Below are 15,354 nucleotides of genomic sequence, written 5' to 3'. Positions count from 1 at the left end.
AATCATAATTACATGTAGAAGTCCTTCTTAACCCTCCTGGCCTCCTGTGGCTTTCCCTGGGGGTAGTATATGTAGTCTGCTCTCAGGACGATGCGCCCACCTTCAGGTTTCAGGGTGAAGTTACCGCCGAAGAAGGTCTCAACACCGTTTATCCTGAAGTCTCCCCTGAAGTTTGTCCCGTCGTTGGTGAAGTTACCACCCCCATTCCAGGCGGCGCAGGTCATATTATAGTGGCCGCTGAGGGGTGTTCTGAACATGGCAGACTTCAGGTCGCCCCTCAGGAGTGATAGCAGGGTATCCCAGGTTACGTCGACGTGGTCTATGTGACCCACCCCACTAAGACCGCTCTCATTGTAGCATATCCTGGTACCGTTAACCTCATGGGTGTCAAGGTTCTCTGCCCCGGGGAGCACTATCTGGAACCTGAAATCCCTACCCCTACCATTTATTGAGTAGTAGCCCCCCAGGGAGCCCTCACCCGGCTTATTAGCTGGGATTGATGTGTATGAGGTGTAACTGTAGGGTATCTGTGCGAATATGGCCTCATCGAAGACCTCAACCGCGAGTACCGTGACGATTATGAGTCCAGCTATAACACCTGCAACTATCAGAATCCTCCTATCCATGGGAAACCTCCATCAGTATTTAACAATCTCCATCCTCCTCACAGGTCTTCCATCACCCCAGCTGCCCATGCCAAGGAGCCTGCCGGTATCGGCATCCGCAAGGGTTTTATTTTCACGTGCAAGTTCCATCATCATATCCAGTACCTTCCAGTAGCCACTGTAGTCCAGGTTGTCAACCAGTAACCCGAATTCATCTGAAACTGCAAGTGGTGAGATGTGGTCAGCCACCAGGTTGTGGTCTGAGCGCACAAGGAGGAACAGCTTCCTGTCCCCGGGCATCTGGGGTGTGGACCTCATTATCCTGTAGGAGTCCGCCGTCCCTGTTATATTATCCCTGTCCCCGGCCATAACCACAAGCAGTGTGTCTGGGGGGACACCGCTGAGGTTCTCGAATTTCCTGCCCCCCTCAGAGTCCCCTGTCTGCACCGCCAGGATACCATCAGGGTCCGGTATATCCTCCCGGGATGCCAGGTTGAGGGCTATTATGCCCCCGGCTGAGTGGCCTGCAAGGAAGAGTTCACCGTTCCATTCACCCCCCACTCTCCTGAGGGCCTCCCCAACCGCATCCGCGGCATTATCGGTGAAGGCATCTGATGCTGTATCCAGAAGGGTCTGGTAGCGCGGGTAGATTACGATGTTCCCCTCCCTCACAAGGTGCCTTATCCAGGCCATGTAGAAGAGGGGCTCCGTGGCGGCCCAGCCATGGATGAATACCACGACAGGGTAACTCCCTGGTTCTGATGGTTTGAAGATCCAGTACCTCTGGCTTCCCTCACCGTGACTCTCGGTTATCATCCCGTAACCCGGTTCATCAGTGACCCCGTCGCTGAGGGCTGTGCTTGAGGGGATCATCAGGATCATGGAGAGGAGGATAGCTGTCCATATTTTCATGGATCTTCACCGGTTGACCTTCTGTTACTCATTGGTTAAATAACTGCATGGGTTCCCTTCACATGTTCTCCTGCCCATGACAGTTTTTCACGGACTGGATCTCAAACCGCATCTAACTTTTCAGTCCCTTTCATCAGACCTCAGAGGATCCTTTCACCGTCCAGGCACACCCTTGCACCGCATGATGGGCATACAAGATAGTAAAACCGTTCCCGGTGGCTCCCATGAAGTTCGGATGATACATTGGCCCTGAAGAGAGGGCAGAGGAAACGTTTCATACATCAACCCCCAACCGCATAAAGTGCTGGAAAACTCATTGAATATAACTTTCTGAGTGAATGTTAATAAATGCTTACCCCCACTGTAATTCACTTTGAAGTATAATTTTCTGAGTGAATGTTAATAAATGCCCGTCTCAATTAGTAATTCACTTCGAACCAGAACCTTTTCACTGATACTCAACCCAGTTAATAACTCATTTCGAAGATTTTATTAATAATGGGGGATATAAAGTTCCATGGGATTGAAGATGGAGTGGTCTGATTCTGTTCTTTTTGCAAGGAGGATCTCAGTTTCTGCCTCAGCAACCGTGATTGTGATATCATCACTTATACTTGCAGGCTGGGCAGCCGGTAACCAGCATCTCATGGGCAGTGTCCTGGGATCCCCACCCACACAGCCGGTGACCGCCATCCTCTTCATACCCCTGGCAACTTCCCTCATAGCCCTCGCAAGGGGTTTCAGGGGTCCTGCGATACTTACAGGGACATTTCTCCTGGTATTCTACCTCCTGACAATTTCCACTTACATCCAGGGTGCTGAATACGGGTATAACTCGAGGCTCATAACATCCGTTCTCTTCCTGATATACGCCGCTGTCCTGTTTCTCTTCTCAACATCAAGGTTCAGCGTGGCCCAGATAATCACCTTCCCGGCTGGTGTGATCTCCTACTGCGTCCTGGTGGGCTACGTGGCGGGTATCGGTGTCTATGGAGAATACTTCCTCATGGCACTCTACACTGCGGTGCTCCACATACTCATAGCCGTATCCATACTCTCCCTCTTTCCCGAGAGGGGGGTTATGGCGCCCATCCACGCATCATTTGTTGGTGGCCACATAGTCAGGCTCATACTTCCAGTGATGATAGCCAGTATAACCGTCCTGGGCCTTCTGACGCTTAAGATGAGGTATCACGTGTTCCCGGGTTTCGGTGAGGTCTTCCTCATGGGCATGACAGTATCCATCATAATAGTCTCCGTCATAATCGTCGCGGCGGAACTCAACAGGATTGATCTTAAAAGGAAAACCTACAGGAGGGATCTCAGGAGGACCCAGCGATTCTTCAGGGACGTCCTTGAGAACCTGGCAGAGGCCGTTGCAGTGTTCGACGCTGAGGGGAACATCTTATACCAGAACACGGCAATGAAGAGGCTGGGAGTTGTGGATTTTCCTGAGTACAGCGGCGAAAGGAGGCCGGTGATAATTGACAGGACGGACCCCAAGGGTAGGCACTACACCGGCTGGATGGTCCCGAGGTTTCAGGGTGATGAATATGCCGGGTTCATAGTCTCACTAACAGACATAACAGACCTCATACTGGCCAAGAGGTCCCTTGAGGATACACTCATGGAGAGGGATGCCCTTCTTGCTGAGGTCCATCACAGGGTCAAGAATAACCTCCAGATCATAATAAGCCTCCTTAACATCCAGGCCATGAATGCAGATGATGATACCCGGAGGATCCTGATGGATACCCAGAGCAGGGTGAGGGCAATGGCAATCATCCACGAGACCCTCTATGACAGCGGGGACTTTTCAGGTGTTCTGATGGATTCATTCATAACCAGGCTAATGGAGAGACTGATAACGGTGCACTCAGCCCACGGGGTGCACTTCAGGGTGGATGCTGATGTCCGCCTGAACCTTGAAACAGCCATACCCCTGGCACTCTTCATCAACGAGGCCCTCACAAACTCCATAAGACACGCCTTCCCTGAGGGAGAGGGCATGATTGATGTTCGCATCACCTCCAATGACCATCTTCACCTGACAGTTGCAGATGATGGTGTCGGTATCGAAAACCCACCCTCCGGTACCGTGGGCATTTCACTAATGCGTGCACTGGCAGATCAGCTCGATGGAGAATTTGAGCTGATCTCTGATAATGGTACTGTGGTGTCCCTGCATTTCAGGGAACTTGAATATAAAAGCAGGTTCTAGGTCTTGGTTTTATTCAGGGGCAGTTTCTGCTGCTTGGGTGGATTGTTAGGGTTGCTCTTACTCAAAGCATGTCCCACTTTTCTGTAGGATGCCCTTCACAAATAATAAAAAAAATAAAAAATGGATTTAGAATGGTAAACTTTCGTAGTAGCCCTTTATGGTTGCACTCTTCCAGTTTTTTATGACTCCAAGGGAGTTCATGCTGCTTGATGCATCGGCATTTACCCATGAACCATTGAGGTAGAACTGGGCCCATACATGTCCATAGACGTTGCCTGAGATGAATGTACATGTGGCATGCACATACCTTGCCTTTATCCCGGCTGCCCTTGAGAGAGCAACAAGGAGGTGCGTCATGTCCACACAGTTACCTGTCCTGTTTTTAAGCGTCCCCAGAGCCCCGTACCTGGTGTTGTAGTAGAAGCTGTAGTCTATATGGTCACGCACCCAGTTGAAAATCGCTGTTGCCTTTGATAGCGCTGATGTGAGACCCCTTGTTATGCTTGCTGCGAGGGACTGTATTTCAGGGGCGCTGACCTGGCAGTTGGCTGTTGATGAAAGGTAACCTCCTGAGAATACCGAACTCTCCACTGTAACATAATTTGGAAGTCTGCCGTTAACCTCTTTGAATGCAGCGATCTTTGAGAGGATATAGGTCAGGACGTTGAAGCTCAGGCTCCCTGCACTGGACGGTACACTGGTTGGTGGGCGGCCATTCACTGACATATAGCTTATAACCTGGGATGCTATTCTCAGGTACTCGTCCTTCTGGATTGTCCCTGATGCTGATAGTGTTGTGTTTGATCCCTCACTGAATGACCCGGTTTTCAGGTCACCTCCTGTGAGCAACTCTGCCAGCAGGTAGAGGAATTCTGCAGGTGTAACCTGTCTTTCCCCCACGGTGACATAGGAGGGGAGCCTGTAGTTTGACTCCACAAATGCCTTGAACCTGCTGGCGGCGTCCATTATGAGCTCTGCAGTTATTGAATTGGCAGCAGATGGCTTTGTTGTTGCGGATGGTATTCCAGCTATAAAGTCAGTGTCAATCAGGCCGTACCTGAAGAGTGCGTACCCATCTGCCCCTCCACTGAGGGCGGCGTTTATATCCCCCATCAGTTCATCTTCAGGGATGGGTGTCACATTGGAGTCTGACCGGTATGTCTGAAGTCCTGTCCAGACCTCTGCGTTGAGACTCTTAGCCTTAATGTAAGATGTTACATTCTGTATCCATGCACTGTCTTCCCTGTAGTTGCCCTTGTAGGCCATTGGTATGAGGACGTCCAGGTATTCGGCTAGCTGAGTGTAGTTCTGTCCGTAGTAGTGGGCATTCGATGACTTCTCTGGCATCAGTGCTGCTGATAGAAGTAGTCCAGGATTAACTGCCCTGACGGCTTCACTTATCCTTTTGACGATTTCTGTTATGGTATTTGTTGCATTGGGGGCCTGGTATGCGTTTCCAGGGTACCTGATGTAGTCCAGGTGAACCCCACCCACACCCGATATGTTCGTGTAGGAGAGTATCCTCTGGGTTAGATTCTCAAGGAACCTTTCTGAGTAGGTGGTGTTGTATCCATAAACAGTCTCTGTGGTTGTAACTGTCTTTGTCACCGTACGGTACTTGATGGTGTAGCGTGTCTCCTTCACGTATTTGTAGTAGGTCTTTTTGACGTACCGGTACTTCCAGGTGTACCTCCATTTTCCATTTTTCCTGTACCATGATTTGTACCACTTTTTCACGTACCTGGTGTAGGCCTTCTTCACGGTAACGGTGTAGTAGTACCTGTATGGCTCCTTCACAGTCACCTTACTTGTTTTTGTAACGTTGTAGGCGTATCTACCGGTGGGGTCAACCCATTTTCCGCTGGAATCCTTGAGACAGATCACCCAGGCGCTCACCCGTATTCCCTGCTCTGATGCATTGCCAAGGAACGAGGTGAGGTTCCTGCTGAACCTTGCGTCATTGAAGGCCAGCTGCTCAAGGAATATATCGGTTATACCCTTCTCTCTGAGTTCTGTGAGGTTGACCCTTCCCATATCGTAGGCCTTAACCCAGATGGCCCCGTGGGGAGGTTCAGATGTTTCCTCTGTCTGGGCGGATGTCCGTCCACCTTCATCATCTGATGTCTGGTTTTCACTTTCAGTTAATGTCTGGTTTTCACTTTCAGTTAATGTCTGGTTATCGCTGATTTCTGTCCCACTGCTTGTCCCGTTATCTGATATCTCAAGGGCAACTGCTGCATTTGAGCCCAGAAATAATAGCACCATAACTAGGGCTATCAGTAGATTCAGTTTTCCCGAAATTTTACCGCCTCCACTGGGGGTTTTGGAAACCCCACATACACTCTTAAAAAGTGCATTGTATATAAATATTGTGGTTTAAAATCAGAAAAAAGACAATATTAGAGCCTTTTAAATCAAAATAGACACTATGGGACCTTTTTTTACTGGCCATGCACAGGTATGGTATGAGCACGACGTCATTAACTGAATGACAGATATGAGGGTCCCTATTCAGCTTTAGAGCTTTAAAGAGGGTTTATTTTCAGGTTCATGAATCCATTATCCACATGGAAACGTCAGCATATCCCACATGAAGCCACCGTGGCGCCTCCAGCGGGTCCATGGATTGATCTGGACACCTTCAAATGGGGGATCACTCCTCAAGTTCACAGACACCACTGTAACAGCTGAATATCTCCCCGGATATCCTCTCTGTTGCTTCACGTTTCTCTGAGACAACAACATCTGCCCCTGCAGTGTATAAATTCTCTGTATTCTCAAATCCCCTTATACGGGCAATTATCTTCATTCTCTCATTCAGTGCCCTGGCCTCATGGATTGCATGGACCGTTGAACGGTAGTCTGCAATGGCCACCACCATGACCGCGGCTTCCGGAACATTGAAGTGTCTGAGAACACCCACATGGGTGCCGTCCCCATAGTATACATTGAGGCCCTCATCCCGGGCCCTCCTAACGGTTTCAGGGTTAACATCAAGGCCTATGTAGGGTATGCCGTGTTCCTCGGAGATCTCTGCAAGCCTCCTCCCGGTTATGCCCATACCAACTATTATCAGGTGGTCCTCAAGGTTAACCTCAGGTTTGAGGTACCTCCTCCCGTTCTTTATCCGCGGATGGATATCCGCCTGGATGATCCTCTCTGAGATCCTGGGTGAAAGTGATATGAGGAATGGTGTGAGGGCCATGGTTATGAGTGAAACCGACAGGAAGGCCTGGAATGTGAAGCGGTCCATCAGACCGTACCTGAGACCTGACTCAGAGAGTATGAATGAGAACTCACCTATCTGTGCCAGCACAACCCCTGTTAGCACCACGACCCTTGCTGAGAAGCCCATGATGAAGCCCACGAAGCTGTTGAGGGCCAGCTTTATCATCATAACACCAATGAGTGCAAGGATGATGAGGGGCAGATGCCGCATAAAGAACCCGACGTCAAGGAGCATCCCCAGGGATACAAAGAAGAAACTCAGAAAGACCTCCTGGAATGGTAGTATGGACCCCTGGGCCCTGTGGGCATAGTCTGTATTTGCAACGATGAGACCTGCAAGGAAGGCCCCCAGTGCCGGGGATAGCCCCGCACTTCCGGTGAGCCAGGTTACAGATGCACATACAAGTATCACTGTGAGGAGGAATATCTCCCTGCTCCTTGTATCTGCTACAACATCAAAGAGCCTCGGGACGATCCACCTGGCAGAGAGGAGGGTCCCGATGAGCACAGCGCCACCTGTAAGCAGGGTGTGAAGCGGTGTCGAACCACCGGCCCCTGCAAGGAATGGTATGGTGAGTATCATGGGCACCGCAGCAACATCCTGAAATATGAGGATGGCAAGGGAGGCCTGGCCGTGGGGTGTTTCTGTCTCATGGAGGTCCTGGAGGACCTTCAGCACAACCGCGGTACTGCTCAGTGCGATCAGGAAACCCATGAAGACAGCCTTTCCAGGGTTCAATCCAAGTATCAGTGTGAAGAATGCCACGATCAGGACTGTGAGTCCTATCTGCAGTGTACCCCCAATGAGGGCAGTCTTTCTGAAATCACCGAATCTCTCAGGGGACATTTCAAGTCCAATTGTGAACAGGAGGAGTATGACACCGAGTTCCGCAAGGCTCTCTATGCTGCCTGAGGATATGAGGCCAAGGCCCGATGGACCCGCTATTACCCCCGTTACAAAGAAGCCCAGTATGGTTGGGAGTTTAGCCCGGTTAAATACAATGAGGACAATCAGCGCAAGGCTGAATATGATAACTATCTCCCTGATGAGCGGAACCTCCATTATAACACCCGGATTTACGATCCAATGCTCTTATCTATATAGTGTGTATTTAACTATAAGTCTTAATTAAAAGAGAAAAGAGGATGTTCTTAAATTTTCTATCTTTTATTTGATGAGAGATTTCCCCTTTAATGGTAATGCCATGTTAAAAAAAGAAATAAGGGTTTTTCACCCTTTAAAATGGTAAACTCGCGTATATGCCCTTTATCACTGCGCTGGAAGTGTTCCAGTTGTTCACAATTCCAAGGCTGTTTCTTGAGCTCGTGGCATCTGCAGCGTACCAGGTGTCACCCACAAGTACCTGGGCCCACACATGACCGTAGGTGTTACCTGAGGTGAAGGTGCATGTACCATGCACGTACCTTGCAGGTATCCCTGAAGCCCTTGCAAGGGCCACAAGGAGGTGTGAATGGTCCACACAGTTGGCTGTCCTGTTCTGAAGTGTCCCCAGGGCACCGTACCTTGTGTTGTAGTAGAAGCTGTAGTTCACGTTGTCACGCACCCAGCAGAAGATGGCCGATGCCCTTGCAAATGTTGATGTGAGTCCACTGGTAATGCTCGCTGCAAGGGACCTTATCTTCTCGTTATCCACAGGACAGTTGGCCGATGATGCAAGGTACTTCCAGGTACTCTCGCCCATGTAGGGGTCGTTCTCTGGCCGGTTTTTCAGTGAGGACGCCAGCTTTGTCACGGTCACAGTATTTGGAAGTCTCCTGTTGCTGCTATAGAAGCTCAGAATCCTTGAAACTGAGTATACAAGGCTCTCATACGAGATTCTACCTTTACCTGAACCTGCATAGTTTGGGGCTCTCTGGTTCCTTTCCATGAACCCCTGAACCACGGATGCGATCTTCAGGTACTCATCCCTTTTTATGGTACCTGTAGCATCCCCTGCAGGGTTTGCTGCCTCACCGGCGTTAACCGGTGTTATAGGGGTGTTCTTCCCCAGATTTATCTGGTTGAGGCATTTAACCATTAGATGCAGGAACTGGGCTATACCAAGCCTCTGGTTTGACACCTGCACATACCCGGGTAGGCTCTGATTCTGGTCAATGTATATCTTCAGTGATTTTGCCGCGGAAAGTATCTGTTCCCTTGTGAACCCTGAGTTGCCACTGGCAGCATCGCTGCTGCCGGAATTGTTACTGGCAGGGGTGGATGACTTTACAGAATTCAGTGTGTCGAGTCTGATATAATTTGGAAGGCGTTGATTTGTCACTTTAAAATTAATTGCCCTTGCAAATAGCCACACAAGTGATTGGAATCCTATCCTCTGGTCCCTGAAGCTGATGTATCCAGGGGAGACTCCACTCTGGAGTACCCTACCTGCAACTTCAAGGTAGTCCTTCAGGTAAATTGAGCCTTTGAGCACGGTTCCGGATGTTTCTGACGGTACCTGTACCTGGTTCACTGAGGGTGTCCTGTTGAGGACGTACTGTGATTCTAGCTGCAGGAACTGTGCCAGATTCACCTTCACGTCCCCCACCTCCACGGTGAGGGGCAGACGCCTGTTCTTTGCAATGAAGGCATTGACACGAACTGCAGCGTCCTCAACATCGGCCCGTGAGACTGATGGGCCCGCTGCAGCGGCTGGAGTTTTACTCGTATTCTCCAGGCTGCCCCTGATCTCTGCCGCTGTGGAGTTCTTCTCCATAACTGTACTGCAGGTTTTCGGTGTCATGTTATCAGGAAGCAGTGCTTCTTCACCTTGTGTGTTCTGGGCATAGATTTCTCCGGTATTGAGTAACACCATGCATGCGAAGAGCACGCACAGGAGTTGCATACCACGGGATATACTATCGCCTCCAGATGCAGGAAGGAATCCTGCAACCATATCTCTGTCCCTGATTTTATTTATAAATTGTGATCCTTTCGCGTATGATCAGCTGTGATTTCAATGAATTTGATCCCTCTATTTTATAACATTCCCTTTGGAGTCTGGGAGGCGTCTGCGTCTGCAGGTGATCCATGAATTTTTGATCCCTCTATTTTCAGGCTAAGCAGGTTAAGCCTATACTCTGCTTTCAGGTTATGAGTTAAGAAAAGCGATCGGGACCCCCTTGGGCTCATGTAGTAAGAAAAACCGTCAATGTATCCTGAGGATCCCTTTCCTGAACATTAGAATCTCTTCCGGTACTGTATCTCTGAGAACCTCACCCTGAACTCGGTTCCACTGTCTGAACTGTAATCCAGCTCACCATTAAGCTGATCAGTCAGATTCCTCACGAGGAGCATTCCAAGGCTCTTGAGATCATCCAGATTGAAGTCATCAGGGAGGCCCACACCGTTATCGGCAACCGTAAGGAGGAATCCTTCGCCTTCACGGCTCAGTGAAACACGCACCTCACCTTCACCATCAGGGAATGCATACTTCAAGGCGTTTGTCACAAGCTCATTCACGATGAGGCCCAGGGGCATTATGGTGTCAACGTTGAGGTTGATGTCATCAATCTCAAATATTAGATCCACACTCTGCTCCGGTTTCATGTAGGAGAACATAATGTTCCTTACAAGACCCTCAATGTAACTCCTCACATCGATATCTATGAGGTTTCCTGAACGGTAGAGCTTTTCATGTATCATTGACATGCTCATGATACGCCCCTGGCTGTCCCTCAGCACACCCCTGATTTCAGGGTCATCAATGTAACTGCTCTGAAGGTTCAGGAGACTTGATATCACCTGAAGGTTGTTCTTGACCCTGTGGTGTATCTCCCGGAGGAGCAGCTCCTTCTCCTCAATGGACTCAATGAGCCTCCTCTCATAGAATATCCTCTTCAGTGTTGAGGCGGCCTCACCACCCAGGGTCTCAAGAAACCTCAGCTCATACTCATCAGGTTCATGGCCGTTCATGATGGCAAGGAAACCCAGGTTTCTATCATCGTGCCTCAGTGGAACAGCTATCATATCATCCCTCACAGCCACACCATCCTCAAGGTCCGCCAGGATACCCTCAGGGTCATCAACCCTGAAACCATCACCCATGGGCCATGGGACCCCATCCCTCAGGAGGTAGATAGAACCCTTTGAGAGGCCAAGGTGCTCGTTTACAAGGCTCATGATATTCCTGAAGAGTTCCTCGGGGCTGTTACTGTGGTTTATCATGACTATAGCCTCGTTGAGTGTCCTGAACTCATGCAGGCGCATCCTGGTAAGTTTCTCGGATTTCTCTGTTTCCTCTATCCGGTCCCTCAACCTGATGGTGTGGCGGAGGTCCTGGGCCACCAGGGAATAACCAACGGTATCTGCGCCCTCCCTTATGAGTGAGATGAACAGTTTCACAGGGAGCCGATCACCATCCCGCCTCATGTAATTGATGGATAATGGCCTGTGATGGTAGTCTCCACTGGAGTATGAGGCCCTCGCAGTTATGTCCCTGAATTCTACCTCAATGGTCTCATGGTGTTCGGGTGCAACGATCTCCCTCCAGTCCACTGCAGAGTCCATCCCCAGTTCCTTCTTCGCCCGGTGGTTGAGGCAGATCACCCTTCCATCAGCATCCAGGAGGATGACCAGGTCTGTGACCTTATCTATTATGCTCTCCCCTGCAAGGGATGGGCTCATGGTAACCGGCCGGTAATTGATTATTGCGTGGCATATACCAGCGGATCCCATCATCCCCACAATCTGGCCCAGGGCATTGGTGGTCTGTGGACTGGTGGAGGTGATGAATGAGCTCAGGATCCAACCTGCAATGATGCTGAAGGATGATGAGAGGAATATAAGAGTTGACATCTGCCTCTCACGTTGGGAGGGCGCCCTCCTTGCATGGTTCCATATCATGGAGACGGCGACGGTGAAGTAGCTGACCATGTATATTTCAGGGAATATTCGGATGCTCCCTGCCCATGATAGGGGGCCATGGATGTTCAGGGGTTTGATGAGGGATCCCATGAGGAGTATGTAAATTAATATAAGGGGCGGGATTACTGTCAGCACCGTGAACTTATGGATCCTTTCCTCATCCGCAGAGAGCACAAGGGCAAAGTTCAGGAAAAGGGCGGGCATGAGGATCCAGGCAATACCTGAGAGCATGTAAAGAATGGTTGCATGCATGATGGATTTGGTGGCGTAGATGAGGGCGGATGTGATGGACCATATTGCCATTGTAATGGCTATGAGAAGAAAGATCCACTCAAGATTACTCCTTCTTTCAGTGAGGGGATAGATTCCCACGGTAAGGTACAATACCGATGCCAGTACAGATAGGGTTATGTAGATGTTCATCCTCCCACATCACTCAAGGTATACATAAAATGAGGTGGTATACTGGTATATCATGGTTACCTAACAATAGCTTTACGCTTTTCAGTTAGGTATACTGGTATATCATGGTTACCTAACAATAGCTCTGGGCTTTTCAGTTAATTAAATATTGGTGCCGGCAATACAGTTCAATGAAGTCGCTGAAAGTATCAGGTGAGAGCCCTGACCACAGCACAGGGAGCCCTGATTTCAACCGACCTCAAGGTTAATGCACATTAACACCTACAGCCAAGGTAATATCGTTGATATAGATCGGGTCCCGCTTCTGATTTGGAGGATGGATTGATATGGATGTACTTGTGATGGGATACTATGGATGGAATAACACGGGAGACGATGCGATGCTTTATTCACTCCTCGATGGACTCAAGGAGACACTCAGCGATGTGAGATTCAATATAACAGCAGCATCAGAACCCTTTCTGCCCGGCGACCTGGATGTGAGGATCGTACCACCGGGAATATCACCAGCACTTCTGATGGCATTTTTGAGGTCCTCCATGGTTATACTTGGAGGGGGGACACACTTCTTTGATTATGGAAAGACATCCTCAAGGATCATGAGGCTGGCTCAGATATTGATCATGACACTGACTGCAAGATTAACGCGTAAAAGAGTTTACTTCATGGGAGTTGGTATTGAGAGACCCGTTCACCGGTGGAGCAAATTTCTAATTAAGAACACCTGTAGACTTGCCAGTAAAATAGTTGTAAGGGATTCAAATTCCATGAGGGTGCTCTCTGAAATGGGAGTTAATGAGAGGGCTGAACTCTCTCATGATCTGTCATTCTTTCTTAAATATGAAAAAAGGAGGAGAAAGAGGGGATTGCTTGGAGTCTCAGCCATGCCCTACTTCAGGATATATGGGGGGGATGAAAAGAAGGATGAACTCCTGGTGAGGGCCTTTGCCGATGCAATACGCAGCTGGCTGGCACTGGACGATGAAAACACCGCCAGGCTCTTCATATTCAATGGGAGGGAACCCAATGATGATAGGAGGATATCAATGAGGATAGCCAGGGAGGTTAACGATGATAGGGTCCGTGTGGAGGACTACAGACCTGATCCACGCGAAACCATTGCTGCTGTGGCATCATGTGATGCATTCGTGGCCATGAAGTTCCATGCAGCCCTCTTTGCATATCTGAATGATGTGCCTGAAATTATAGTTGAGTATGCAGCTAAAAACAGGGCGCTTGTGGAGGATGCGGGTTTCGGGAGGAATGCAATCATAGATCTGGATGACGTTTGCAACGGGGAACTCTCAGGGAGGGTGGAGGATCTTTACAGAAATCCTGAGGATTACATGGCAGCCAGGAGGGCTTCAGAGATCAGAGGGGAATTCCCGTCATTATCTGATGATTTGCCCTTGGAGGGTCGCTGATGCTACCATTCAGATATCTGAGGTGCTCCGATGAGGGTTATTAACGTTGTTATGCAGAATTATATCGGCGGACCCCAGGTTAGGGTTGTTTCGGTTGCTGAGAAACTTCTTGCTAGGGGAGTGGAGACTGTGGTATGCGCACCATCAGGGCATGATAATCCCCTGGAGGAATACGTAAGGACTCATGGTCTTGAATTTGAGGGGTTCTTCATGCCGGGCCTCAGGGAGTTCAGGGGATTTGGTGATGTAATTAAGAATTTGATATGGGTCCTGAGCGTTCCACTAACTGTCATTCAGATGATAATGATAATAAGGAGGACCCGTGCAGATGTGGTTCATGTGAATGGTGTTCTGAACTTCCAGGCTGCTGTGGCAGGATTCATCTGCAGAAGGAAGGTTGTGTGGCACCTTATGAGTTCCCTCTACCCTCCAGTGGTTCTGGGGATCATGATGCCCATTGTGAGGTTCATCGCCGACGAAATTGTTGTGATTGCCGAGGGACTTGCCACATACTATCTCTCGGAGGGTGATAGGTACACAGTCATATATGAACCAGTTGACCTTGAAAGATTCAGACCGTCACTTTACAGTGATAGACGTGATCATATCAGAGAATCCATTGGACTGTCTCCATCAGATACTGTAGCAGTCTGCATTGCCAATATAAATCCCATCAAGGGGTATGAGTACCTCCTGAAGGCTGTTCCATCGGTTTTGAAATCTGTGAGGGATTTCAGATTACTTGTGGTGGGTGATGTTCCTGAAAGCCAGGGGGAATATTACCGCAAACTCAGGGAGATGGTGAGTTCACTTGAAATTAAGGATGCGGTGAAATTCCTGGGTAGGAGGGAGGACATACCTGAGTTGCTCGCAGCCTCTGACATCTTTGTGCTTCCTTCAATTGCTGAGGGAACTCCCATATCAATTCTGGAGGCCATGGCCATGGGTAAACCGGTAATCGCGACAGATGTGGGTGCAGTGGATGAACAGGTCATTGAGGGTGAGAATGGATTCCTGGTGTCCCCGGCTTCTCAGGATCAACTGGCTGAGAGGATAATTGAACTCTCCCTTAACCAGGACCTGAGGGCATCCATGGGGAGGGCCTCAAGGAGGCTCGTGGAAAAATTTTCACTTGAACGCTGCGTGGAGGAACACATGCGCATCTATGAATCATGAAATGCTATTAATAGCCCTTGCCATGTTGGAAACACGACCTCCTGCCAGTAAATGGAGTGCATATCCATCAGTTCACAGGTCACTTTTAGGGTACAGAGCCTTTAATCTGAATGGATGGGGATCAGCGGGATATGAATCCCCCATGGCTGTTTATTTCAGTGTCATCCTGTCATTTATAGACAATGACTGTTAGATGATCTGGTTTGGATTAAATGTGCCGTCCACCCAGGTTTCTGTAAACTTTATTAACCCCTTTGGCTTATGTTTGATTGATCATCAAGCTAATACATCTCTGATGTATGTGACTCCCTACCAGTAAAAGGTTAGAACTGTGATATAATGAGGATTTTAAGTGTTATCATCGGAACACCTGATGAAAATTCTTCAATGTGGATGCGGATAAAGAGGCAGGCGGAAATTCTGTCTTCGCTGGGGCATGAAGTTGAATTATGCTTTTACAGTTTCTACAGCAGACATGAGCTGTCATTTGAACCACCT

The 15,354-nt window shown here is 49.1% G+C and carries 10 protein-coding genes; 3 read left to right on the top strand and 7 right to left on the bottom strand.

All coding sequences use genetic code 11. The features are described 5' to 3' along the window. Positions 1–8: 8 nt before the first annotated feature. From FVF72_RS00580 to FVF72_RS09230, 3 genes are all read right to left on the bottom strand, one after another. Positions 9–626: a hypothetical protein gene (locus FVF72_RS00580; RefSeq protein WP_147670916.1), complete on the bottom strand. Its 618-nt coding sequence runs from the start codon at positions 624–626 to the stop codon at positions 9–11. 12 nt (positions 627–638) lie between these two features. Continuing rightward, complete coding sequence (locus tag FVF72_RS00575) at positions 639–1,517, bottom strand: S9 family peptidase (RefSeq protein ID WP_147670915.1); 879 nt, start codon at positions 1,515–1,517, stop codon at positions 639–641. A gap of 140 nt (positions 1,518–1,657) precedes the next feature. After that, positions 1,658–1,795, bottom strand: coding sequence for a hypothetical protein (locus FVF72_RS09230; protein ID WP_187239647.1), 138 nt, complete (start codon positions 1,793–1,795; stop codon positions 1,658–1,660). A 239-nt stretch (positions 1,796–2,034) separates the two neighbouring features. Here FVF72_RS09230 and FVF72_RS00570 point away from each other — a divergent pair, with 239 nt between their 5' ends. Continuing rightward, positions 2,035–3,738, top strand: coding sequence for a sensor histidine kinase (locus FVF72_RS00570; protein ID WP_147670914.1), 1,704 nt, complete (start codon positions 2,035–2,037; stop codon positions 3,736–3,738). Positions 3,739–3,864: 126 nt separating this feature from the next. On the opposite strand, the gene FVF72_RS00565 is transcribed toward FVF72_RS00570, so the two are convergent. From FVF72_RS00565 to FVF72_RS00550, 4 genes are all read right to left on the bottom strand, one after another. Further along, a complete protein-coding gene (locus tag FVF72_RS00565; RefSeq protein ID WP_147670913.1) occupies positions 3,865–6,003 on the bottom strand; it encodes a pseudomurein-binding repeat-containing protein in 2,139 nt (712 codons plus the stop codon). Positions 6,004–6,391: 388 nt separating this feature from the next. Next, a complete protein-coding gene (locus FVF72_RS00560; protein ID WP_147670912.1) occupies positions 6,392–8,029 on the bottom strand; it encodes a cation:proton antiporter in 1,638 nt (545 codons plus the stop codon). A 175-nt stretch (positions 8,030–8,204) separates the two neighbouring features. Next, the gene (locus FVF72_RS00555; RefSeq protein ID WP_255503743.1) at positions 8,205–9,863 is read right to left on the bottom strand and encodes a pseudomurein-binding repeat-containing protein; all 1,659 of its coding nucleotides are present in this window, start codon (positions 9,861–9,863) and stop codon (positions 8,205–8,207) included. 284 nt (positions 9,864–10,147) lie between these two features. Further along, the gene (locus FVF72_RS00550; protein WP_147670911.1) at positions 10,148–12,256 is read right to left on the bottom strand and encodes a histidine kinase dimerization/phosphoacceptor domain -containing protein; all 2,109 of its coding nucleotides are present in this window, start codon (positions 12,254–12,256) and stop codon (positions 10,148–10,150) included. A 326-nt stretch (positions 12,257–12,582) separates the two neighbouring features. Here FVF72_RS00550 and FVF72_RS00545 point away from each other — a divergent pair, with 326 nt between their 5' ends. Further along, a complete protein-coding gene (locus FVF72_RS00545) occupies positions 12,583–13,680 on the top strand; it encodes a polysaccharide pyruvyl transferase family protein (protein WP_147670910.1) in 1,098 nt (365 codons plus the stop codon). A 30-nt stretch (positions 13,681–13,710) separates the two neighbouring features. Further along, on the top strand, positions 13,711–14,856 hold the full coding sequence (locus tag FVF72_RS00540) for a glycosyltransferase family 4 protein (RefSeq protein ID WP_147670909.1): 1,146 nt from the start codon (positions 13,711–13,713) through the stop codon (positions 14,854–14,856). The last annotated feature ends 498 nt before the right edge of the window (positions 14,857–15,354 follow it).

The sequence above is a fragment of the Methanothermobacter sp. KEPCO-1 genome (assembly GCF_008033705.1).
GTDB classification, from domain to species: Archaea; Methanobacteriota; Methanobacteria; order Methanobacteriales; family Methanothermobacteraceae; genus Methanothermobacter; species Methanothermobacter marburgensis.
Note: the sequence above shows the minus strand (reverse complement) of the source record. Positions and strands in the feature narration are given on the sequence as shown.

Bases quoted from the DNA above. Each gene is read 5' to 3' on its own strand.
- FVF72_RS00580 (WP_147670916.1), bottom strand. From the start codon at position 626: ATGGATAGGAGGATTCTGATAGTTGCAGGTGTTATAGCTGGACTCATA.
- FVF72_RS00575 (WP_147670915.1), bottom strand. From the start codon at position 1,517: ATGAAAATATGGACAGCTATCCTCCTCTCCATGATCCTGATGATCCCC.
- FVF72_RS09230 (WP_187239647.1), bottom strand. From the start codon at position 1,795: ATGAAACGTTTCCTCTGCCCTCTCTTCAGGGCCAATGTATCATCCGAA.
- FVF72_RS00570 (WP_147670914.1), top strand. From the start codon at position 2,035: ATGGGATTGAAGATGGAGTGGTCTGATTCTGTTCTTTTTGCAAGGAGG.
- FVF72_RS00565 (WP_147670913.1), bottom strand. From the start codon at position 6,003: ATGGTGCTATTATTTCTGGGCTCAAATGCAGCAGTTGCCCTTGAGATA.
- FVF72_RS00560 (WP_147670912.1), bottom strand. From the start codon at position 8,029: ATGGAGGTTCCGCTCATCAGGGAGATAGTTATCATATTCAGCCTTGCG.
- FVF72_RS00555 (WP_255503743.1), bottom strand. From the start codon at position 9,863: ATGGTTGCAGGATTCCTTCCTGCATCTGGAGGCGATAGTATATCCCGT.
- FVF72_RS00550 (WP_147670911.1), bottom strand. From the start codon at position 12,256: ATGAACATCTACATAACCCTATCTGTACTGGCATCGGTATTGTACCTT.
- FVF72_RS00545 (WP_147670910.1), top strand. From the start codon at position 12,583: ATGGATGTACTTGTGATGGGATACTATGGATGGAATAACACGGGAGAC.
- FVF72_RS00540 (WP_147670909.1), top strand. From the start codon at position 13,711: ATGAGGGTTATTAACGTTGTTATGCAGAATTATATCGGCGGACCCCAG.